The organism is Paenibacillus lautus (assembly GCF_050482385.1).
GTDB classification, from domain to species: Bacteria; Bacillota; Bacilli; order Paenibacillales; family Paenibacillaceae; genus Paenibacillus_AQ; species Paenibacillus_AQ lautus_B.
Map to the genome: position 1 here is coordinate 375,088 of NZ_JBCNHV010000003.1, position 21,780 is coordinate 396,867.

Consider the following 21,780-nt stretch of genomic DNA (forward strand, 5'->3'; position numbering starts at 1 on the left):
GGGAACACCATGTCAAGTGCAGGGACAGAGACCAAACTGACCAATCCCCGCGGCGGGATGGGGAGAAGAATGGTTTCGGCCTTTCAGCATATGAAGCGGGACAGACAGCTGTTGATTCTGTTTATCCCGTGCCTGTTGTTCTACGTTATTTTCCGTTACGGGCCCCTGTACGGCTTAATCATAGCCTTCAAGGATTACAGCGTATTCACCGGCATCATGGAGAGCGACTGGGTGGGGCTCAAGCATTTCGAGAAATTTTTCAGCAGTCCGGATTTCTGGCTGTTGTTCAAAAATACGCTGCTTCTCGGCGTATATAACCTGATTTTCGGTTTTCCTTTTCCCATCATTCTGGCGATTCTCCTCAACGAGGTCCGAGTGAAATGGTTCAAAAAGTCGGTTCAAACGCTCAGCTATCTCCCTTCGTTCCTGTCGGTCGTCATTATCAGCAGCATGATTATCGACTTCCTGTCGCCCAATCAAGGAATCATTAACCAGCTTATCGCCGCGCTAGGTTTTGAGAAAACGTATTTTCTCATTGAACCGAGCTGGTTTAGAACCATCTATGTTTCCTCAGATATCTGGGCAACCGTGGGCTATGAGGCCATCATCTACATGGCTGCGATCGCAGGGATCAGCCCGTCGCTTTACGAAGCGGCCAAGGTGGATGGTGCCAAGAGACGCCATATGATCTTCAGAATTACGATTCCCGCCATTCTGCCTACGATTATTATCATGTTTGTCTTGAAGACGGGATCGATGCTTCGGATCGGATACGAGAAGGTATTGCTGCTTTATAATCCGATGACCTATGAGGTAGCGGATGTATTCTCAACTTATGTCTACCGTAAAGGACTCCTGGAGAGCAACTATAGCTATGGCGCGGCCGTGGGCTTGTTCGAAGCCGTTGTCGCCATGATATTGCTGCTGTCCTCCAACTACTTCAGCAAGCGACTGGGAGGTAGCGGACTATGGTAAACAACAAACGCTTCAGCCTTCGGAACATCTCGTTATTCGGCATCATCAATACGCTGATTCTGACGTGCCTTGCCATTATTACCGTGTACCCCGTCGTATATATCACCGCCGTTTCCCTAAGCGCGACTTCCGAAGTGGTGCAAGGGAATATCACCTTATTTCCCAAGGGATTTAATCTGGATGCCTATGCCCAGGTGCTGAACGATGACCGGGTGCCGCGCGCCTACCTGAACACGATTTTTTATACCGCGCTCGGTACGGCCATTAACTTGCTGCTTACGGCAGTAGCGGCATATCCGCTCGCACGCAAAAATTTCTTCGGGCGCAAGTTTTTCCTGTTGGCGATCATCATGACCTTGTTCCTGAATCCAGGGATCATTCCGAACTACCTGATCGTATCCGAGCTTGGCCTGCTGGACAGCGTATGGGCACTCGTGCTTCCGAATGCGATCTGGACCTTTGAACTGTTAATCCTCAAAAGCTTCTACGAGAATATGTCGGAATCCCTGCGCGAGGCCGCCGTCGTCGACGGTGCTTCCGAGTATCGCATCCTGTTCCAGATCGTGCTTCCGCTGTCGAAACCGGCGCTGGCCTCGATCGGATTGTTTTACTTCATGGGCCATTGGAACAGCTTTTTTATCCCATTGATTTACCTGAACGATGCGAATATGTATCCGCTCCAGGTCGTCCTTAGGGATATGCTGATTTTCAGCGAGAACGGAAGCAATCCGAGTCTGGTGGATGCATCGGCGCTGGCTCCGCAAGCCATGAAGAATGCAACGATCGTGTTGTCCATGATTCCGGTGCTGCTGATCTATCCGTTTGCCCAGAAGTATTTTGCCAAAGGAGTCATGCTCGGTTCCGAAAAGGGATGACGGGGAGGTGCCGTGGGCTTTCATGTTGAATATGAAGGGATGACATCCAAGAGAGGTGAATCCGTATGAATCGATTGATCGCCAACAGGGGGTTGCTCCAGATTTTCTTCGCTCTGCAACTGGTCGTCGGCATCATGTTCATATTCAATTACATCGTGTACAAGAATTCCATTACGGGAATTTACGACAAGGTGAGCGAGAACAACCGGATGGTGATCAGGAACATTATACAGTCGTTTGATACCAGTTTCTCCTCCGTAAACAATTTGATTTTTAACATTCATGCGCTTCCTTCAGACCGGATGCAATTGGATAACGGCATGCTGGACATGGAGAAAGTTATTTCCCTGCAGGACAGCGTCACAAGCATTGTGTCTAATGTGGATATCGTGGAAGATGTGGTCGTCTCTTTTGACAATCATGATTTGGCCATTACGACACGCGGGACCAGCAATCTGGACGCTCTGTTTGACAGACGGTACAACTCCCAGAAGTTCAACTCGATGTTCTGGAAGACGTTTACCCGATCGGAGCACGAGCTCACGATCTTTCCAGCGGAGGTTTATGCGGATCAGAGCAGCGGATATGGCCGGAATTTGATGATTGCCGTGGACGGCAACAAGGTCAGAATGTCGAACAAAAACCTCATGATCTTGATCAACGTGAACCGGCTCCTTAAAGGGGTCGATTTGAACTCGATGATTCCCGGCGCCTCGCTCATCGTGCTGGATGCGAACCGGAACGTCATCTTAAGCACCGAGAAGGATCTGGATTTGGTAGGCATTCTAAACGACGTATACTTTAACCCGTCGCAGGAAGCCTCCCTCACGCAGGACGATTTTGAGTACAATTTTTACAAATCGGATTATAACGGTTTTATTTATATCAACAAGCTGCCTTACAAGTTTCAAAATATCGATTCCGTCACGAATGCCAATACGTGGATTATGTACGGCGCGATTGCGTTAAGCGTCATTCTGTCGGTGCTGTTAAGCATTTATCTGTACCGGCCGGTGAAGAACATTGTGCAGCTGCTCGGAGGCAGTTCTCTGAAAGGGAATGATTTTGTAAAAATCCAGAGTGGCATCATCAAGGTCCAGCGTGAAAATGAATCCCTGAAGAAGCAAATGGACCTGGTGGATGAAGATATTCGCCGCGGCGTGTTTCTGCAAACGCTGGACGGCCATCACCATTCGCGCGAGCAGGAAATGCAGATGCAGAAGCATTACACGCATTTTTTTCAGTGCCGGCATTTCATGATGGCGGCCGTGTATTTGCAGCCTGCCGGCAAGGGAGCAGCCACGGCGGATTTTGTCCTGGAAGAGTTGACGGCCCAGATCCGAAACAGCCTGCAGGAACGCTATGAACATGTGGTGGTCTATCATATCGAAGAGCTGAGATTCCTCGCGCTCATCGGTTTGGATCAGCCGTCGGATCGCAAGCAGCTAGTACGGAAATTCGCAGAGTATATCCGCCTGTGCAACCAGGAGAATACGGATACGTTCATGGTGTGGGGCTGCGTTAGCCAGACGTATGAATCCAAGATCAGCAACTGCTGCGAGGCATACCGGAACATTAAGGATGGCCGATTATACCGGAATGTGAATGCGGACACGGATATGGTCGATACGGAGCAAATCCGTTACGTCCCGGATATTTATTATCCGCTTCAGAAGATTGAGAAGTTGAGCAACTGCATGCTGAGCGGAAAGGTGGATGAAGGACTGCAGATCGTGAGTGATATTTTTCAGCAGAATGCGGACCTTCACATCCATCATCATCAGATGGTGCACATAGCAAAGAGCATGTTCTTTCTTGTCATGAAGCAGGCGGATTCGCCGTCCGTTGATCGCCATGAGCTGTTTCAGCTGGAGAGTGATTTCATCCGCAAGGTCGATCAAGCCTTTACCTATGAAGAGATTCAGAAAGCGCTAATGGAAGTGATGCGCGTGGTGGCCAATACGCGGAACCATGATCCGCGGAGCAAGCTGAATCCCGCCTTCATCTCGCAATACATCGAACTGCATTATATGGAGAATTTGTATTTAGACCATATGGCCGAAGTGCTGGATACCAGCTCGAAATATTTCTCGAATTATTTCAAGAAGACATTCGGCGTGAATTATGTGGAGTATTTGAACAAGGTCCGACTATCGCACGCACGTGAATATCTCCGGAATACGGATCTCAGTATTGCCGAAATCGGAGAGAAAACGGGGTATTCGAACTCTTCCACATTTACGACAACGTTTAAGAAGTATAGCGGCGTCTCGCCGAGTGAATATCGGAAGGCATCAGGAAAATAAGGTGGAGTTGGAGGGTTCATATTGAAGGTTGTTGCCACGATTCATGGAAAAGTGATCGTTGATCAAATCGAGAAGCCGGCCGAATTGCCGGCAGGTCATGTGCTGATTCGTACCGAATACTCGGCGGTCAGCCCGGGTACGGAGATGATCTTTATACGAAGAGCATCGGATCAAAAAGTCATTATGGGTTACAGCGCTGTTGGAATCGTCGAAGACATTGGGGAAGGCGTGCAGGGGTTAACCGCCGGTCAACGGGTGGCCTGTTATGGAGCTCCCTACGTCCGTCATGCCCAGTGGCTTACCGTGCCTTCCAACCTGACGGCGATGGTTCCGGATGGGGTGGACCCGCAGGAAGCGGCATTTGCGGGACTGGGAGCGATTGCGATCCATGCCCTTCGGGTAGCGGATCTGCGCTTCGGCGAATCGGCCGTGGTGGTCGGGCTTGGCATCCTGGGGCAGATGATTGCCCAGATCGCTCACGCGGCGGCTTGCCCCGTTGCGGGATTTGATCTGAATCCGGAGCGGGTTCAGGGATTGAAGCGGCATATTGCCTATGCCTATGATAACCAGGAGCAGCTTGAGGAACAGATTAAGGTTATGACGGGCGGACATGGAGCCGACAGCGTCATTCTGTGTGCAAGCGGCCCCGGGGAAGAGCTCATTAACTCTTCAATGACATGGATTCGGGATAAGGGGAAAATCGTCATTGTCGGCGATTTGTCCATGACTTACGCGCGAGACCGGATGTTTGGCAAGGAGGTGCAGGTGCTCATATCGCGAGCAGGCGGTCCGGGCCGGTACGACCCAAGTTATGAATTCCGTAATACGGATTACCCTATCGGCTTTGTACGCTGGACGGAAGGCCGTAACATCGCCGAGTATATTCGTCTGTTGGCCGAAGGGAGAATATCGGTCAAACCGCTGATCTCGCATGTGATCCCCGTGGATGAAGCGGGCAAGGCTTATGAGCGGTACGGCCCCGGATCAACGACGCTGGGGACGATATTTAACTACGCGGGCAACGCGTGAATTCCAAGGAATGGGATTCGCGGCAAAGGAATGAGAAGAGGGATCATGATAGCTGTCTTTCCGAGCAGTAATGGTACTGCAGAAAGGCGGCTTTTTGCTTGCACTGGAATTCGATCCACCAAACTATTAATTTACAATAATATACAATTCTATTATACTAGTAGTAGATATGGATAATATCTCATTTTATATGAAGGCAGTTACATATCTAATTTTCTTGATAATCATACATACAAGCAGCAGTTTCCTCGTTTCCATCGATCATTTGGAAGGGTGGTGGTTTAATCCGAAACCGGTTTACCAGGCTGTGGTGGTCATGGCTTTTCAATTCGAAAAACAAAGGAGCGAAGCGTGATGAAAGTATTCCGAAATTCGATCATCCGTAAGTCGGCGGTATTGTTCTGTGCTGTTCTACTGATCTTACCAGCCGGATTGTCTCTGGCGGCCAACAAGCCGTTTCCCCAGCATACGTCTTATACGAGCGGTTCGATTAAACCGAACAATGTGACGCAGTCAGCGATGGACAATGCGGTCAAGAGCAAATGGAACAGCTGGAAAGGGTCTTTCCTGAAGCCGGCTGCGACAGGGCAATACTACGTAAAATACAATTCGGCGGGCGAGACAGTGTCCGAGGCTCATGGCTACGGAATGCTCTTCACCGTTCTGATGGCGGGATACGACAGTAACGCACAGTCGTATTTCGACGGACTTTACCGCTATTATAAGGCGCATCCGAGTAATAACAATCCGTATCTGATGGCTTGGAAGCAGAACAGCAGCTTTCAGAATATAGGGGGAGCCAATTCGGCAACGGACGGCGATATGGACATTGCTTACGCACTCCTGCTTGCGGACAAGCAGTGGGGAAGCAGCGGGGCGATCAATTACCTGCAAGCAGCAAAGGATATTATCAATGCCATCATGAGCAGTGACGTTAATCAGTCGCAGTGGACGCTGCGCTTAGGCGATTGGGCAACAAGCGGCATCTTCGACACCGCCACGCGGCCATCGGATTTCATGCTGAACCATATGAAGGCATTCCGTGCGGCTACCGGCGATGCCCGTTGGGATAACGTCATTAACAAAACCTATACCATCATCAACTCCATCTATAACGGCTACAGCTCCAATACCGGCTTGCTTCCGGATTTCGTAGTCAAGTCGGGCAGCAATTATCAGCCTGCGGAAGCGGAATTCCTGGAGGGGGCGAATGATGGAAAATACTATTACAATTCGTCCCGGACCCCTTGGCGGATTACGACCGACTATCTGATGACCGGCGATACGCGTGCGCTGAATCAATTGAACAAGATGAACACGTTCATTAAATCAGCCACAAGCAGCAATCCTGCCAACATCAAGGCAGGGTATAACCTGAACGGCACCGCACTGGTGACTTATAACAGTGGGGCGTTCTATGCTCCTTTTGGCGTAAGTGCGATGACTTCGTCCAGCCACCAGAGCTGGCTGAATTCGGTATGGAGTTACACGGCGAACGCATCCGCAGAGGGGTATTATGAGGAAAGCATCAAGCTGTTCTCGATGATCGTGATGTCGGGGAACTGGTGGACATATTAAACATCACACCCCTTAATTTTAAGTAAATATAAAATAAAACCCTGATCCGTAATGGATCAGGGTTTTTTAGGCCTTTCAAACCAATAATTGATTCATAGAAAAAAATATTGAGAATTAGCATTGATATTTCATGTCAGGCAGTGATAATATCTTATCAAATATAAAATGTTTTATATTAATATGAATTAAATGTGGCAGAAGGTTTTTCTATTGGCATTGACATCTTGACTTTTCTTTCATGAAAGGGTTTACAGAAATTGAATCTGGAACGAAGGGAGAATCGTATGCACAAGAGCATGGTGCGGAAGACGGCTGTGGCAGGAATAGCCGCAGTTTTACTGGTTGGAGGTTTAGACTCGGCAGGCCAAGGGCCGGCGGCGAGCGGTCTGGACGCATACGCCGAGGCGGCGCCGTTGAAGAAAGGGGAGAAGGCGCCTATATTCCGAGAGGCATCCGTACATGATCCGTCCGTCATCAAGACAGGGGATGCATACTATGTGTTCGGTTCCCACCTGGCCGCGGCCAAATCGAAGGATCTGATGAGCTGGGACATGGTGGCGTCCGGGGTCTCGAATGGCAACCCGCTGATTCCGAACGTGACGGAGGAATTGAAAGAAACGCTGGAATGGGCACAGAGCGATACGTTGTGGGCAGCCGATGTGATTCAGCTGGCTGATGGCAAATTCTATATGTACTATAACGCCTGTAAAGGGGATTCCCCGCGATCCGCCATGGGAATCGCGGTTGCAGATCAGATCGAGGGGCCCTATAAGGACACGGGCATTATTCTGAAATCCGGCATGTGGGACGAGATCAGTGAGGATGGAACCATCTATGATGCAACGAAGCACCCGAATGTGGTGGATCCGGATGTGTTCTTTGATAAGAACGGCAAGCTGTGGATGGTATACGGCTCCTATTCCGGCGGGATTTTTATCATGGAGCTGGATTCGAAGACCGGGAAACCGCTGCCTGGGCAGGGATACGGCAAGAAGCTGCTCGGCGGCAACCACAGCCGGATTGAAGGGCCGTACATGGTCTACAACCCGGTGACGGATTATTATTATCTGTATCTGTCTTACGGCGGATTGGATGCGGTTGGCGGCTACAATATGCGGGTTGTCCGCTCCAAAAATCCGGACGGTCCTTTCTACGATGCCGAGGGCAACGATATGAGAGAGGTGAAGGCCGATCCTTCCCTTCCGCTCTTTGATGACCGGTCGATTGAACCGTATGGCGTGAAGCTGATGGGGAACTACTTGTTTAAGCGCTTGATCGGAGATCCGGGAACGGGAATTGGTACCGGGGCCGTATCGCCGGGCCATAACTCCGTCTATTACGATGAACAGAGTGGAAGAACATTCCTTATCTTTCACAGCCGCTTCCCGCAGCGAGGGGAAGAGCATGAAATCCGGGTGCATGAATTGTATATAAACCAGGACGGCTGGCCGGTATCCGCACCATACCGCTATGCGGGTGAAGAAGCCAAGGAATCCAAGAAAATCATGCCGAATGATGCGGCTGGAGACTACAAGCTGATTCAACACGGAAAAGATATTTCGTCCGTCATCAAAGAATCGGTGCCAATGGAGCTTCATAAGAACGGCAAAGTCACGGGTGAAGCAGAAGGCACATGGAAGATCAGCGGAAAGCGGGATGTGCAGCTTACCTTGGATGGAAAGAGTTATAAAGGCGTATTAACTCCGCAGTGGGACCCGGAAGCAAAGCGGCAGGCGATGACCTTTACGGCCCTCGCCGCAGATGGGACCGCCGTGTGGGGCGTACGCCAGCTTGATCGGAGCGACGGGGAACTCGTGGATGCCGTTCAGAAGGACCTGTCCCTCGGGAATGTGAGCGGGATTTTCTATGATCTTGATTTGCCGCTCAGGGCTTCCGGCGGTACGGTCATTCGCTGGAGTTCCTCTCATCCCCAGGTCGTATCAGCGGAAGGCGAGGTCCATCGTCCTGCTGCCGGGGCTGGGGACGCAAAGATTACGCTGACCGCTCAGATTACGAAAGGCAAAGCGAAGACTTCCAAAGCCTTTGACGTGACCGTGCTGCAGCAGTCGGCAGGGCCGGTGCTGCTGAATTATCCATTCCGTAAGAATGAGGGCGGCTCGGTATTAGACCACTCGGATAATGGATTTCACGGCAAGGTCCTTGGAGGGGTCCAGTGGAATGAGAAGAGCAGGCAGGGAGGCGGAATGGACTTTGGCGGGGCAGACGGTTACATTGAGATGCCGAATCGGGTTACGGATACAGAGGACTTTACCTTTACGGCTTGGGTATATTGGAAGGGCGGAGCACCATGGCAGCGAGTGCTGGACGTAGGGAACGGACTTGCCAGACATATGTTCCTGACACCATCCCAGCATTCGGGCGTTCTTCAATTCACGCTGCATGGCAGTGAGGGAGACCAGAGCCTCTTATCAAAGGCACCGCTGCCGAGCCATGAATGGACGCACGTTGCGGTCACGCTGCAAGGGAATACCGGTAAGCTGTACGTGAACGGACAAGTCGTTGCATCCGGTGATCATATGAAGCTGAACCCGAATGAACTGCTGGCAACGGAAGCTTATTTAGGTAAAAGCCGGTTTGCGGCCGATCCTTATTTTAACGGGAGCTTGGATGAGGTGCGGATCTATAACGAGGCGCTAACCGACAGCGAAATCCAGAAGTTGGCGGAATGATTTTACAGGATGCAATCATGAGTTATGAGTTAAGAGTGATGAGTTTTGCGTGCAGACTACCGTCTGCACGCTTTTTTGTATTGGCGTTTAAAATAACGGTTGACAGAAGGATGTATATCATATATCTTAATATTAAGTTAAGTGACTATATAAAAGTTAGTTGATTGAAAGGAGTAAGTTTAAAGTGTTTAAACGTTAGCGAAAATGAAGCAGGTTAATCATTCTATATGTATATATCTTGAAATTAAGATATCGATGAACGGCGTCGATGGAATTCTATAAATACTGAAAATGAATATGGAGGCGTATAAAATGGCTATAGATATTGGATTGTTGTTACTTCGTTTGGTGGTTGGGTTGTCGTTCATGGCGCACGGTGCACAGAAGTTGTTTGGATGGTTTGGCGGTTACGGACCGAAAGGGACAGGCGGCTGGATGGAATCGGTTGGCATTAAGCCGGGTGTCGCAATTGCAGTATTGTCAGGTCTGATGGAGCTTGTTGGCGGGCTGTTGTTTGCTGCCGGATTTCTCACGGTGCTTGGCGCAGCGCTGATCACGCTAACGATGCTGGGTGCAATTGTGAAAGTGCATGGCCGGAACGGGTATTGGTCTACAGCGAATGGATATGAGTATAATCTGCTGTTGATCGCAGTCGCAGTTGCACTGGCGTTCACGGGTGCAGGTGCATATTCACTGGATGCGGCAATCTTTAACTAATCGATAATGGGGGCTTGCAGATATGAGTGATCTGACAACATTAATTAAGAGCCGGAGATCGGCTAATCTGTTTATGGAAGGAATTGAAATTCCGGATAAGGATTTGAATGATATATTTAATGAAGTTAAATATGCTCCTTCGGCTTTTAATTTGCAGCATACACACTATGTTGTAGTGAAGGATCCCGATATCAAGCACAAAGTTTATGAAGCCGCCAATAAGCAGCATAAGATACTCACCGCGTCGGCCGTTGTCGTTGTGCTGGGGAATAAGCAGGCCTACCGGGAAATCGGGAAAATGAATGAGGGATTTCTGAATTTGGGCGTGATCGACAAGCTCGAATATGACATGACGGTTGAATCCGTCACGAACTTTTATGAAGCGGGTGGAGAATCCTTTATGAGGGATGAAGCCATTCGCAATGCCAGTCTATCCGCGATGTTAATGATGATGGTGGCCAAGGACAAGGGGTGGGATACCTGTCCGATGATCGGTTTCGATCCCGTGGCTCTGCAGAAGGAACTGGATATCCCGGATGCTTATGTGCCTGCCATGCTGATCGCGATCGGCAAGGAAGATGAAAGGAAGCCACGTCCGCGGGGCTACCGCAAGCCCGTATTGGAATTTGTAAGCTATAATCAATTTTAAATGATGCATGATATGAGAGGGAGCTCCCGCTGCAGGTCTTAGATCTGGCGGGAGCTTTTTTTCGTCCGCAATGATAAACATTCCTCTCCGTTTTGACGATGATGAATATAAAGAGATCGGTGGCCAATCCTAAATACGATTGGATTCGTTATATATGGGGGTGAACGAAATGAAGACGAGGAAGCGGGCGTATCAGCGATCCGGACAGATCATAGTGCTGGCTGTCATGACAATCATGTTAATGGTGGCATGCACGAGGGAGGTGCCGGGATCCGTACAGCAAAATAGATCGACTGCCGCCGCGTCAAGCGCAGGAGAAGCCGGGTATCCATCGGAAATGCCGGCAGCCGCAACGGAAAGCGTGCGTACGGCATTCCAGCCGGAAGATCAAAGTTATCACCAGATTAAGCAAGAAGCGCAGCCGCCAGAGGGGGAGTCCAACGATGACCCGATTGAAGCGGTTCTCAACATGTATGAGGCGCTTCAGGCTAACGATTCTACATCATATTTCCGTCATGCTGACATTCCGAGCGTCCGTATGTCCCCCGCCAAGCTGAAGGTGTTATTCGAAGAGGCCGGCAAGCGTGAAGTGAGACCGGAACGATTCAAGCTTTTTGATAGAGAAGGGCTGGATCGGGAGAGCCGTCAGTTGTTAGCTCTTACGTACGGCAGCCAAGCCGAGATTGTGCTGGAAGAACTTAGCCAGGGCGATCATAACCTGTGGTTTGTGACGGCGTTTACGGATGGACTTAAAGTGGTGGAGCAATCGACGGTCTACCCCGGAGCCTACGAACTTGGAAGAGAGGCGGCATTGGAAGAACTTGTCGCGATAGAGATCCAGCATACGGCTGAAGATAGGGCATTTCTTGCGGCAAAAGCAAAGCAGCCTGTATGGAACCCGGTGCAGACCGTTTCCTTACTGTACCAGGCAGCGCAGGTGGAGGATGCAGAAACCTTTTATGCGATGTCGGGTGGGGGCGCGGGATACTTTTCGGGTCAGTACGACCGGGACATGGTGGAATTTACGGAATGGATGAAGTCTGTTGAAAGCGTGCAGCATATTTCAATCGAATCGGTTCCGCCGGAGAATATGGCCGGGAGTTATAGTGAAGAATATAATAAAAGCTTTGGCGACACATGGCAATTCATTGTGGTATGGGACCCGAAGGATGAAGCAGGCTACCAAGGGACATACTGGATTATGGCGCCTAGCGAAGACGGAATTCAATATGTGGTCAAGCAGACGCTTACCGCCAATCTGGAATCTTTTTTCAAGTGAGGAATGGAATACATACATAGCGAAACAAATATAGCAACTAGCGAAGACAAATTTAGCAGCGCCGCTCATGAAGTGAACGATGACCTTTCACAAATCGGGTCACAGTTCAAAAGAGCAGGGCTGCTATATTATCGTCAATGGGCTTGGTTTAATTACGGCTGAAGATTTTGGAGCTTATCCATCGTTTCGTTTATTTTAGTGATGGTTTGGACGATGTTGGAATTTTGGAAGTCGGTTACTCCGTTCTGGATTTGATCCATGTATCCGTTGATGTCAGTCAGCAGCGTGTCGTTTAAACCGACCAGCTGTTTATGGATGGTCTGCGCAAAAGCAGGGGCTTCAATGCCATTAAACTCCGAAATCCGAGTTTTCATCGCTTCGAGTTCCTTGGTCAGCGTTTCCTTGGCATCTGTATTCGTGGCGGCTTGCTGGGCAAGCTCCGGGATGGACTCGGCAAATTGGGATGTTTCATTAATAAAAGTGGTAGCTTCTTTTGTATAATCCAAAGAATTGTTCACACTGTCCGCCAAGGAGCAGCCGGAGAGAACTCCCAGTATAAGTGAAATCAACAATAATCTTTTGATCATTCTCATCCTCCTGTCGTCTAAACGCAGTTCTTATACGTTGTATACGTATGGCCAAGAGAATGGTTGTATTTTTTTCGCGGATTAATATTTCCCCAGCAGCCAGCGAATAAGGTCAATCAAACCCGCCAGGATGCCGACTGCACGTGGGCCTTCGGTTGATGGAACCGGCTTCTTAGGCTGGATGCCTTTCCCCAGCGAAGTCACGTCAACGGATGAGGAGGGACCGGTATTTCCGCATAGATGGGGTTTGAACTTTTGCCCGCTTTTGTCTGCGAACACGATATATTCCTTGCCAGTTTCAAAGGATTCCCAGCCATTGGAATAAAGGATGATGGTAGGGGAATCAGAATCTCCCTTCCACCACTCGGAAACCTGGAATACATATTTGCTTTTGGATATATCGGCTTTAGGGGTGGACGAGGCCAACGTGCCCCTGAATACCGCGTCTGAGGTTTTTAACTCTTCGGTAACCTTTCGAGGCTCGGCACATGACAATGCGGATGCTGTGGAGTGATCCGCGCCAAGCCATAATCCGACAGTGAGGGAGAGGCTGAGCATGATGAGAAACCCTATTTTCATATGGGGTCTCCTTTCAGGATGATTATGTATTTAGACGGAGTGGACTTTGTCATGGTTGCAGTTTAGTGGAAAATAAATTCGATACCAAACGGCTGCAAGGAAGCTTAAGTATCGAATTCCTAGTTTCCTCCAGAAGCGCAAATGCCCCGCAAGCCAAAATGGCTGCGGAGCAGGATTGAACCAGGATGCGTATCGCGGGTCGGTTGCTTTTTTCACGGATAATGCTTAGTAGTCCAGGATAGGAGCGGGAACAGCAGGCCAGGTTAGATCTGTCTTGCTTCCAGCCGTTTGGCGATGATGGACAGAAGATAATTCAGCGTGAAGTACAGCAAGGATGCAAAAACAAGGGCGGGAATAACATAGTCATAGCTGGAACCGCTAAGAATTTGCACGTTGCGCATCAGCTCAGGCAGTGAAATGATCACGGCGAGCGAAGTGTCTTTAATGAGTGAGATGAATTGGCTCACCATCGGCGGGGACATCCGTCGCAGCGCCAACGGGAGAATCACGTGCCGCAGTGTCTGCATATAAGAGAGACCCGAGGCCCGGGCCGCTTCGATCTGGCCTTTATCCACCGATACGAGGCCGCTGCGGACAATTTCGGCGATCATGGCTCCTTCAAAAATGCTCAGGCCGACGACGGCCGCCCAGAAAGTGGGGATTCGAATCCCGGTCTGCGGCAGAACCATGCCGATGAAGAAAATGATCAGCAGCAGCGGCAGATTGCGGATTATATCCACCAAAAAGGCCGTTGTCCTCGACAGGAAGGGTGTCTTCGTATATCTCACGGTCCCGAGCACGGTTCCAATGATGAAGCTGAACACAATGGATAAGCCGGCAACCTGCACCGTGATCCAAAAGCCTTGAAGGAGATATCGCAGATTCGGCCAGGAGTACGCACCGATAAAATCCATCTCATGCCACCTCCTGTTTATTAGGCAAACTTGCGTTTAACGTCAATTGCTTCTCGCAAAGCGGCGCTCCATATAATGGACGGCCAGGCTGAGTGGTATGGTCAGGAGCAGGTAGAACAGGGCTACAAACGTATAGACGGGAATGCCCTTGAAGGTGTTCAGGTTAATCAGATCGGCATAATACATCAGGTCGAGTCCGGCAATAACGCCGAGGACCGAAGAATTCTTGACCAAATTGATCAATTGGTTGCCGATGGCCGGCAGTACGATTTTGATCGCCTGCGGAAGAATGATGTAGCGCATATTCTGGATATAACTCAGCCCGGAGGAGCGGGCCGCCTCCGACTGTCCGGAGGGTACCGCCTGGATCCCCGCACGAATGGCTTCAGCAATGAAAGCAGCCGTATACACCATCAGCCCAAGGGTACCCGAAGTAAACGGGTCAACCGGTATGCCGAGAGAGGGCAGGCCTAGGAAAAAGAAAAAGACAACCACCAGGAGCGGAATGTTGCGGATAAACTCTACATAGATGGCGCCGATGGCTTTCAATATGCGGAATGGGGCAATCCGCAGGATGGCGATCAAGGTGCCCAGCACCAAGCTGCCGATCAGCCCAAGCAGGCTGGCGAGAATGGTCTGGCCCAGGCCAGCCATAAATTGATCCCAATGCTCCACCAGAATGTTAAAATCCCACAAGGTCAAAATGCCTCACCTCCAATGGGGGATGATGATCGGGTGGCCGGTCGCAAGAAGCCAGGCAGCTCCGCCCCGCAAAAGGGAGGAACCTGATTGGAGCCATGACGCCTTAGGACCGGCCCGACCATTACATGCTTGCGGTTATTCCGGTTTCACGCCCATCCATTGCTCATACAATTTGTTGTATTCGCCGCTATCCTTCAGCTCCTTCAACAGTTCATTGACGGTTTTCACAAACTCCGGATTTCCTTTTTTGATGGCCATGCCGTATGGTTCATCCGTAAAGTTGCCGCCGACCAGCTCAAAGCTCGGGTCCTGCTGCTGCATACCGAGGAGGATGGAATTGTCGGTGGTTAGGGCATCCCCTTGTCCCGCCTTGAGTGCGGTGAAGGCGTCCTGATAATTCTCGAATTCGAGAATGACGGCGTCGGGCGCTTTCTCACGGATATTTTGCGCAGAGGTAGAGCCCTTTACCGTGAGCACCTTCGTATCCTTGTTCAAGCTTTCCAGACCCGTGATCGGGCTGCCCTTCTTCACCAACAGGGATTGGCCGGCTTCAAAATACACATCGCTGAAGTCCACCTGCTCCTTGCGCTCCTCTGTTATGGTCATCGTGGCGATAATGATGTCAATGTCCCCGTTCTTCAGCATGTCGATCCGGGTTTTGGAGGTAACCTCCTTCAGCTCGACCTTGGTCTCGTCACCGAGAATCTTTTTGGCCAGCGCTTTGGCGATGTCGATATCGAAGCCCTCCACATTGCCGGTGGCAGGGTCCTGCAGTCCGAACAGCTTCGTATCATATTTCACGCCAGCTACAAGCTTGCCGCGTTTTTTGATCGCCTCGAGGGTATCCGTATTGCCGGAACCCCCGCACCCTGATGCGACCAGCATCATTACTAACACCAGAAGGGCCGCACTCCACCTGAAAGGCCTCGTAAAACTTTTCTTCATACACCAGATCCCCCTTATAGATATGAATTCTCTGAACAACCAAGCTCCTAACGGCGCGTTGTCCGAGCGTGGACTCCTTGTCTCTTGCAGCAGCCATCATTACAATCCTAAAAAGTAAAAGCGGCAATTCCTTTTCCGCCCCTACGCACCAAGTCCGGGTTAGTGATGCAGCAGGCGGCTCAGGAACGCCCGTGCTCTCTCCTCCCGCGGCTGATTGAAAAAATCGGAGGCGGGTGTATCCTCGATAATCCGGCCTTCGTCCATAAAGACGATTCGATCCGCAGCTTCGCGGGCGAAGCCCATCTCATGGGTAACCACGGCCATGGTCATGCCTTGATGGGCGAGTGAGCGCATGACATCCAGCACTTCGCCGATCATCTCCGGGTCGAGTGCGGACGTCGGTTCATCAAACAGCATGATCTTCGGGTTCATGGTCAATCCGCGGGCAATCGCAACCCGCTGCTGCTGACCGCCCGAGAGCTGGGAAGGATAGCTGTCCGCTTTGTCGGCAATTCCGACTCGCTGCAGGTACGTCATCGCTTTTTCCGTCGCTTCCGCTTTGGACATCCCCAGCACCTTCATGGGTGCGAGAATGATGTTGTCGATCACCTTTTTGTGCGGATACAGGTTGAAATGCTGGAAGACCATCCCGATATCCCGCCTGAATGTATTGATGTTGATCTTTCGATCATGCAGCTTAACGCCGTTCACGACAAGCTCGCCATCCGTAATGCTTTCGAGCCGATTGATACACCGCAGCAGCGTGCTTTTACCGGATCCTGAAGGTCCAACGATGACAACGACTTCCCCCTGGGAAATGGTTAGATCGATTTCTTTCAGAACATGGAAGGTTCCGAAAAATTTGTTGACGCGGCTAAATTCAATCAGTAGAAATCCCCTCCTATTCACTTCGAATTGAACGCTTGCATGCATGTAAGCTTGTGACCTGTCTTGGTGGCAGGCCCTTTTTACACTGGTATGGCAAAGGGAGCTTGTTCCATGCCACTTTTAGGAAAATTTAGTATCCAAGCGGTGGGGAGTGAGATATAATAGGGGGCGTATTCATATGAAGGAGGCCACATGGATAAACGTGCAAAAATAACCGAAATCGACCTGGTTCGGGGCTTTGCGATGATGGGCGTGCTGATGGTGCATGCGACGTCGTTCGCCACAGTCCAGATGCGCGGGGACGATTTTTTTGGCTTGTATAACTTCCTGAACATATTCTCGAAGGTTGGAACGACGACTTTCATATTTCTGAGCAGTTTTGTGCTGTTCTATAACTATTATCACCGCCCGTTCAAAGGCCGCGACTTGGCACGGTTCTTCAAGAACCGGCTGATGTATATTCTGGTGCCGTATCTGCTGTTCTCGGTGTTATTCTTTACGGTGGCCTGGTATCATCGCGGGGGCGAGCCCGATCTGGCGGCAATGCTGGAGAGCTTCTGGCCCAAGCTGGCGACGGGGAAATCCTACACGCACTTATATTTCATCTTCATTAACATCCAGTTCTATCTGATGTTCCCGCTTGTGCTGATGCTGCTGAAGCGATTCCGCGGCTTCGCGGCGGTCTGCGTGCTGGTCGGCATTGTACTGCAGTGGGTATTCTATATCGGCAATGATGCCTGGTGGGACGTAACGAACCGGAACAGCTGGTCGCTGTCGTTTCTGTCGTATTATTTTCTCGGGGCATGGATCGGCATTTATTATGACCGGGTCAAGGATTGGCTGACTTCAGCGCAGCATGCCGCAAGACCGGCGCTGCGCAAGCTGGGCTGGGTCGCGCTCTGGGCGATATGGCTGGGCGCCGCGCTGGTGCATATCGGCCTGCGATACAATCAGCGACTGTTAGGGACGGAATATCACCCGCTGCTCTACGATGCCTTCTGGAATGTGCATACGTTAACCACCGCCCTGGTCATGCTCCAGGTCGCACTGGCATTCGGGAATAAGCGGGTATGGTGGTTGAACGGATTCAGACGGCTTGGGATGTATTCCTTCGGCGTTTATCTGGTGCATCCGCTGGTCCTGCTCTTCTACCGGGAGTTTCCTCCGCAGACGGAGAATTCCTGGCTGATGCTGGCTTGGTATGCCGGCGGGTTTGTCAGCGCACTGGCGGTTTCGTATGTGGTGGTCTACAGCATTAGCCGTCTCGGGGGCTGGACCTGGATCTTCTTCGGTAAACTGCCAGGCAGCTTGCGGAAGGGAATATCATCAAGTGCTTCGGTTCCGGCTCAGCCGGTTACGGAGGCATCATCGTAAGTTCGATAAGTGGCAAAGGCGCAATCCTTGAAAAGAGGAGAGCGCCTTTTCTTTTTTGCCCGAGTGGCGATATTTCAGAATGATTCCCTGATTTTCGGAATGAGGCTTATCACCTGGGATGTCATGCTATATTTGGTTTGATGCTTGGTCTGTGGGTGGTACGAAGACGTTTCTAAGCACAGGTCAATTACATTCGTTACAGACATGAAAAGCGAGGGAGTGCCAATATGAAGGATAGCAGAGATTCCTTAGTAAACGGTTTCATTAAGGCGGATGGCAAACGTATAGTCAATGGGGAGGGTCAGGAAATTCTGCTGCAGGGAGTCGGACTTGGCAGCTGGCTGCTGCCGGAAGGGTACATGTGGAAGATGCCGGAGCAGGGAGACCGACCGCGGCGCATCGAAGGCATGGTTAGGGACCTGATCGGTGAGGAAAAGGCGGCGGCTTTTTGGGAAACCTATTATGAGCGCTATATCGCGGAAGCCGACATCCGGCAGATTGCTGCCGAGGGCTTTAACTCCATCCGGGTGCCGATTAATGCCAGGTTTATGATGGCGGAAGGACAGCAGCCGCCTTTTGTATATCACGAAGGCCATCTGAAACTCATCGATCGGGTGATCGATTGGTGCAGGACGTATTCGCTGTATGTTATTCTGGATTTGCATGGCGCGCCAGGCGGACAGACCGGCGCGAATATCGATGATTCCGAGCGGGATTTGCCGGAGCTGTTCACAGATCGGCTGAATGTGGAGCGAACCGTGGCGCTGTGGCGTATGCTGGCGGAACGCTATAAAGATGAGTGGATCGTGGCCGGTTACGACCTGCTTAACGAGCCACTACCTGAATGGTTCAGCGAGTATCATGACCAGGTGATGCCGCTGTATAAGGAAATCACTGCGGCTATACGCGAAGTGGACAAGCGCCATATGATCATTTTGGAAGGCGTCCACTGGTCTACGGACTGGAGCATTTTCGACGAGAAATTTGACGATAACCTGATGCTGCAGTTCCATAAGTACTGGAATAACCCTGACACGGAGAGTATTCAGAAGTATCTGGATCTTCGCGAAGAATGGAATGTGCCGATCTTCATGGGTGAGGGCGGCGAGAACAACTTGCAGTGGTATACGGGCGCATTCCGGATGTTCGAGGATCATAACATATCTTGGAACTTCTGGACCTGGAAGAAGATGAACACTCAAAACTCGCCGTTCTCGATCCGCATGCCGGAAGGCTGGGAGAAGCTGACGGGTTACCTGGAAGGCGGAGAGAAGCCCTCTTCAGCCGAAGCGGAAGCGATTCTGGGCGAATATCTGGATCATCTTCCACTGGCAGCTTGCGATGCTTATCCGAACGTATCCCGGTCACTGCTGCGCCGGCTGCCCATTCAGATTCCGGCAGAGTTTTACGGATATCGGGGTGAGGGTGTCTCTTATCATATTGAGGCGAAGGCCAGTCAGGATATCGGGTTCCGGGTTCATGACGGTGTTCCGATGCGGATGATGACGGGCAAGGTGGAGAAACCAAGCTACGCTCCGGAAGGCGGCAAGCCATGGATAGAGGATAACCTGGTATGCGTGCAGCTCCGGGAGGGAGATTGGCTCGCTTATGATGCAAATTGCGCTTCTGCAGACGTTTTTCATCTGGACATTCGGGGACGGATTCCCGAGGGATCGGTGGATATGATGCTCCAGATCGGGGATCGGGAGCCTGAGCTTATCTCCTTGTCAGACTCTGGCGAAGGACAGTGGCGCATCCATAGGGTGGCTGAGGCTATGCCGATTGAGGAAGGCCCTGTGGATCTGGTATTCATGGTGAATAAGGGCCGAATCGAGCTGGATTGGCTGGAATTTACCGAAGCGCGTTTAAATTTATAAGTTGAAGGGGAGATGGCACTGTGACGGAACAGGCCGCAATATCGGAAGGGTTGTACCAATGGCTGGATGGAAGTAATCTGGAATCCAAGCAGCACGAAGCGATGATGCTACTCAGCGTAACGGAAGATGCATGGCCGCATACGGCCATGCTCAGCGTGGGGGAGGTCCTGGCCTTAGACCGGAGCCATTTTCGACTTGCGTTATGGCAGGGAACGGTTACGACTGGCAATCTTCTTCGCTCCGGACAGGGCACATTGGTGGCAATTCATGATGGAGCCGCCCATTATGTTCGGCTGCGGCTTCAAGCGCTTCCCGATCTGCCGGATGCCCGGCATCCGCTGCAGCGTTTTGAGGCCGAGGTAGTGGCTGTTCGCGAGGATATCGCGAATTATGCGGATATTAAATCAGCCGTGAAGTTTCAGCTGCACGACCCGGATGGAGGCTTGCAGCGCTGGAAGGAAACGCTGGAGGAATTGCGAAAGTAAACGTTTTCGGCGTAAAAAACCTGCACAAGATCTAGCTCCCGGCATATGCCGGGAGTTGTATATGCCTGCTCATGCCTAATCGTAATGATGCCGAAGAAAACAACTTTAATTTTTCCGCAGAATCTTTTGCATTGGTATTTGCTATCGGCAGTAAAATGTGTTAAGATATGAATATCGAAATCGACCTGAATTCACATATTGTAGAGGGTTGTCATTTCTGGTAACCTTGTGCAATATGTGAATTTTTTTATTCCGTCTGCGAAGAAAAAAGGTCATGTAAATATATATCAAGGAGGATTCCCCCATGCAAACAGGAACTGTTAAATGGTTTAATGCTGAAAAGGGCTTTGGTTTCATCGAAGTTGAAGGCGGTAACGATGTATTCGTTCACTTCAGCGCGATCCAAGGCGACGGCTTCAAAACGCTTGACGAAGGCCAACGCGTTGAATTCAACATTGTTGAAGGAAACCGTGGACCACAAGCTGAGAACGTTGTTAAATTGTAATTACAATTGAAGACTGCCCTTAATGTGTGACATTAAGGGCAGTTTTCTTTTATACGGCGTTTCTATTTTCTAAGACGAGAATAAGGAGGAGCGTTCATGTATTCGCGTAAAAACTCGATGGAGAGTATTCCTGAAGAAATAACGGAAGTTTGGGCATGCACGAAGGAAGACTGCAAAGGGTGGATGCGGGACGATTTTGCGTTCGACACGGAACCAGTATGCCATTTGTGTCAATCCCCTATGGTCAAGGAAACGAGAAGCCTGCCGCAGCTAGTTAATACCAATAAACAACAGAAATCTCTGGCTAAGGGGATTCAGATCGAGCGCAAATAGCAGCTAATACCTAGAGAAAGCGCTGGGCAAATACAAATTCTTCTTGAAGCTACCTTCGGATTTTATGGTAAATCCGTCTATTTCTGTTTCATTGGAAGGAGAATGGTTAGTAATATGTGTACCCTGTCATTCTCATTCAGAATGATTTACAGCAAAAGGGACGCAAAATTCAAAGGAGTGAAATGTATTGAACACGCAAACCGAGGTACTGAAGCGAAACATTGACAACATGATCATCCAGGATAACCAAGGCGGCTTGAACGATCAGGAGAAATTCATCATGCAAAAGCTGATGCGTGAGAAATACCAACAGGAACACGAAAGCAAGCAGGAACAACGTGAGGAAGACAAAGGGGAATAACTGGGAAACCGTTTGATATACGTGAGGTAAAAAACGATAACACCGCCGTGACGATCCGATGGATCGCTTGTGGCGAAAAGATCGTTAGCAAGAGGAAGGCATGAATGGCAGCCATGTAGGCTGCTGTTCATG

General features: G+C 50.4%; 21 protein-coding genes. 15 read left to right on the forward strand and 6 right to left on the reverse strand.

The features are described 5' to 3' along the window. Positions 1–9: 9 nt before the first annotated feature. From ABEW73_RS07055 to ABEW73_RS07095, 9 genes are all read left to right on the forward strand, one after another. On the forward strand, positions 10–975 hold the full coding sequence (locus tag ABEW73_RS07055; RefSeq protein WP_430162850.1) for an ABC transporter permease: 966 nt from the start codon (positions 10–12) through the stop codon (positions 973–975). Continuing rightward, the gene (locus ABEW73_RS07060; protein WP_430162853.1) at positions 969–1,850 is read left to right on the forward strand and encodes a carbohydrate ABC transporter permease; all 882 of its coding nucleotides are present in this window, start codon (positions 969–971) and stop codon (positions 1,848–1,850) included. The genes ABEW73_RS07055 and ABEW73_RS07060 overlap by 7 nt, the downstream gene beginning before the upstream one ends. A 65-nt stretch (positions 1,851–1,915) precedes the next feature. After that, positions 1,916–4,156 carry a helix-turn-helix domain-containing protein gene (locus ABEW73_RS07065; protein ID WP_430162856.1) on the forward strand — a complete coding sequence of 747 codons (2,241 nt, stop codon included), beginning with the start codon at positions 1,916–1,918 and terminating at the stop codon, positions 4,154–4,156. A gap of 21 nt (positions 4,157–4,177) precedes the next feature. Then, positions 4,178–5,185, forward strand: coding sequence for a zinc-dependent alcohol dehydrogenase (locus ABEW73_RS07070; RefSeq protein WP_430162858.1), 1,008 nt, complete (start codon positions 4,178–4,180; stop codon positions 5,183–5,185). 354 nt (positions 5,186–5,539) lie between these two features. Further along, positions 5,540–6,763 (forward strand): glycosyl hydrolase family 8, encoded by a 1,224-nt coding sequence (locus tag ABEW73_RS07075; RefSeq protein WP_430162861.1) that lies wholly within the window; start codon positions 5,540–5,542, stop codon positions 6,761–6,763. A 284-nt stretch (positions 6,764–7,047) separates the two neighbouring features. Then, positions 7,048–9,453, forward strand: a complete 2,406-nt coding sequence (locus ABEW73_RS07080; RefSeq protein ID WP_430162864.1) for a LamG-like jellyroll fold domain-containing protein — start codon at positions 7,048–7,050, stop codon at positions 9,451–9,453. A gap of 312 nt (positions 9,454–9,765) precedes the next feature. After that, a complete protein-coding gene (locus ABEW73_RS07085; RefSeq protein WP_430162867.1) occupies positions 9,766–10,170 on the forward strand; it encodes a DoxX family protein in 405 nt (134 codons plus the stop codon). 22 nt (positions 10,171–10,192) lie between these two features. After that, entirely contained in the window at positions 10,193–10,819 is a 627-nt protein-coding gene (locus ABEW73_RS07090) for a nitroreductase family protein (protein WP_430162869.1), read from the forward strand. A gap of 169 nt (positions 10,820–10,988) precedes the next feature. Continuing rightward, a complete protein-coding gene (locus ABEW73_RS07095; RefSeq protein ID WP_430162872.1) occupies positions 10,989–12,098 on the forward strand; it encodes a hypothetical protein in 1,110 nt (369 codons plus the stop codon). 152 nt (positions 12,099–12,250) lie between these two features. Here the strand turns inward: ABEW73_RS07095 and ABEW73_RS07100 are convergent, their stop codons facing one another. The 6 genes from ABEW73_RS07100 to ABEW73_RS07125 all read right to left on the reverse strand — a co-directional run bounded on the left by ABEW73_RS07100 (position 12,251) and on the right by ABEW73_RS07125 (position 16,758). Beyond that, positions 12,251–12,685, reverse strand: a complete 435-nt coding sequence (locus tag ABEW73_RS07100; protein ID WP_430162875.1) for a DUF6376 family protein — start codon at positions 12,683–12,685, stop codon at positions 12,251–12,253. Between the two features lie 81 nt (positions 12,686–12,766). After that, positions 12,767–13,264 carry a hypothetical protein gene (locus ABEW73_RS07105; RefSeq protein WP_430162878.1) on the reverse strand — a complete coding sequence of 166 codons (498 nt, stop codon included), beginning with the start codon at positions 13,262–13,264 and terminating at the stop codon, positions 12,767–12,769. Positions 13,265–13,527: 263 nt separating this feature from the next. After that, positions 13,528–14,178: an amino acid ABC transporter permease gene (locus ABEW73_RS07110; protein ID WP_098741672.1), complete on the reverse strand. Its 651-nt coding sequence runs from the start codon at positions 14,176–14,178 to the stop codon at positions 13,528–13,530. Between the two features lie 42 nt (positions 14,179–14,220). After that, positions 14,221–14,880, reverse strand: a complete 660-nt coding sequence (locus ABEW73_RS07115) for an amino acid ABC transporter permease (protein ID WP_430162881.1) — start codon at positions 14,878–14,880, stop codon at positions 14,221–14,223. Positions 14,881–15,015: 135 nt separating this feature from the next. After that, entirely contained in the window at positions 15,016–15,825 is an 810-nt protein-coding gene (locus tag ABEW73_RS07120; protein WP_430162884.1) for a glutamate ABC transporter substrate-binding protein, read from the reverse strand. Positions 15,826–15,984: 159 nt separating this feature from the next. After that, complete coding sequence (locus tag ABEW73_RS07125; RefSeq protein ID WP_430162887.1) at positions 15,985–16,758, reverse strand: amino acid ABC transporter ATP-binding protein; 774 nt, start codon at positions 16,756–16,758, stop codon at positions 15,985–15,987. Between the two features lie 147 nt (positions 16,759–16,905). Here ABEW73_RS07125 and ABEW73_RS07130 point away from each other — a divergent pair, with 147 nt between their 5' ends. From ABEW73_RS07130 to ABEW73_RS07155, 6 genes are all read left to right on the forward strand, one after another. Next, positions 16,906–18,087: an acyltransferase gene (locus tag ABEW73_RS07130; RefSeq protein WP_430162890.1), complete on the forward strand. Its 1,182-nt coding sequence runs from the start codon at positions 16,906–16,908 to the stop codon at positions 18,085–18,087. A gap of 227 nt (positions 18,088–18,314) precedes the next feature. Next, on the forward strand, positions 18,315–19,964 hold the full coding sequence (locus tag ABEW73_RS07135; RefSeq protein ID WP_430162892.1) for a cellulase family glycosylhydrolase: 1,650 nt from the start codon (positions 18,315–18,317) through the stop codon (positions 19,962–19,964). 20 nt (positions 19,965–19,984) lie between these two features. Beyond that, the gene (locus ABEW73_RS07140) at positions 19,985–20,449 is read left to right on the forward strand and encodes a pyridoxamine 5'-phosphate oxidase family protein (protein WP_430162894.1); all 465 of its coding nucleotides are present in this window, start codon (positions 19,985–19,987) and stop codon (positions 20,447–20,449) included. 304 nt (positions 20,450–20,753) lie between these two features. Further along, a complete protein-coding gene (cspD, locus tag ABEW73_RS07145) occupies positions 20,754–20,954 on the forward strand; it encodes a cold-shock protein CspD (protein WP_006207896.1) in 201 nt (66 codons plus the stop codon). Positions 20,955–21,050: 96 nt separating this feature from the next. Then, the gene (locus ABEW73_RS07150) at positions 21,051–21,287 is read left to right on the forward strand and encodes a cold-shock protein (RefSeq protein WP_071222231.1); all 237 of its coding nucleotides are present in this window, start codon (positions 21,051–21,053) and stop codon (positions 21,285–21,287) included. Positions 21,288–21,474: 187 nt separating this feature from the next. Then, the gene (locus tag ABEW73_RS07155) at positions 21,475–21,648 is read left to right on the forward strand and encodes a hypothetical protein (RefSeq protein WP_181469830.1); all 174 of its coding nucleotides are present in this window, start codon (positions 21,475–21,477) and stop codon (positions 21,646–21,648) included. The last annotated feature ends 132 nt before the right edge of the window (positions 21,649–21,780 follow it).

What these genes read in the sequence shown, in the direction of transcription:
- ABEW73_RS07055 (WP_430162850.1), top strand. Translation starts at nt 10, where the DNA reads ATGTCAAGTGCAGGGACAGAGACCAAACTGACCAATCCCCGCGGCGGG.
- ABEW73_RS07060 (WP_430162853.1), top strand. Translation starts at nt 969, where the DNA reads ATGGTAAACAACAAACGCTTCAGCCTTCGGAACATCTCGTTATTCGGC.
- ABEW73_RS07065 (WP_430162856.1), top strand. Translation starts at nt 1,916, where the DNA reads ATGAATCGATTGATCGCCAACAGGGGGTTGCTCCAGATTTTCTTCGCT.
- ABEW73_RS07075 (WP_430162861.1), top strand. Translation starts at nt 5,540, where the DNA reads ATGAAAGTATTCCGAAATTCGATCATCCGTAAGTCGGCGGTATTGTTC.
- ABEW73_RS07080 (WP_430162864.1), top strand. Translation starts at nt 7,048, where the DNA reads ATGCACAAGAGCATGGTGCGGAAGACGGCTGTGGCAGGAATAGCCGCA.
- ABEW73_RS07085 (WP_430162867.1), top strand. Translation starts at nt 9,766, where the DNA reads ATGGCTATAGATATTGGATTGTTGTTACTTCGTTTGGTGGTTGGGTTG.
- ABEW73_RS07090 (WP_430162869.1), top strand. Translation starts at nt 10,193, where the DNA reads ATGAGTGATCTGACAACATTAATTAAGAGCCGGAGATCGGCTAATCTG.
- ABEW73_RS07095 (WP_430162872.1), top strand. Translation starts at nt 10,989, where the DNA reads ATGAAGACGAGGAAGCGGGCGTATCAGCGATCCGGACAGATCATAGTG.
- ABEW73_RS07100 (WP_430162875.1), bottom strand. Translation starts at nt 12,685, where the DNA reads ATGATCAAAAGATTATTGTTGATTTCACTTATACTGGGAGTTCTCTCC.
- ABEW73_RS07105 (WP_430162878.1), bottom strand. Translation starts at nt 13,264, where the DNA reads ATGAAAATAGGGTTTCTCATCATGCTCAGCCTCTCCCTCACTGTCGGA.
- ABEW73_RS07110 (WP_098741672.1), bottom strand. Translation starts at nt 14,178, where the DNA reads ATGGATTTTATCGGTGCGTACTCCTGGCCGAATCTGCGATATCTCCTT.
- ABEW73_RS07120 (WP_430162884.1), bottom strand. Translation starts at nt 15,825, where the DNA reads ATGAAGAAAAGTTTTACGAGGCCTTTCAGGTGGAGTGCGGCCCTTCTG.
- ABEW73_RS07125 (WP_430162887.1), bottom strand. Translation starts at nt 16,758, where the DNA reads ATGCATGCAAGCGTTCAATTCGAAGTGAATAGGAGGGGATTTCTACTG.
- ABEW73_RS07130 (WP_430162890.1), top strand. Translation starts at nt 16,906, where the DNA reads ATGGATAAACGTGCAAAAATAACCGAAATCGACCTGGTTCGGGGCTTT.
- ABEW73_RS07135 (WP_430162892.1), top strand. Translation starts at nt 18,315, where the DNA reads ATGAAGGATAGCAGAGATTCCTTAGTAAACGGTTTCATTAAGGCGGAT.
- cspD (WP_006207896.1), top strand. Translation starts at nt 20,754, where the DNA reads ATGCAAACAGGAACTGTTAAATGGTTTAATGCTGAAAAGGGCTTTGGT.
- ABEW73_RS07150 (WP_071222231.1), top strand. Translation starts at nt 21,051, where the DNA reads ATGTATTCGCGTAAAAACTCGATGGAGAGTATTCCTGAAGAAATAACG.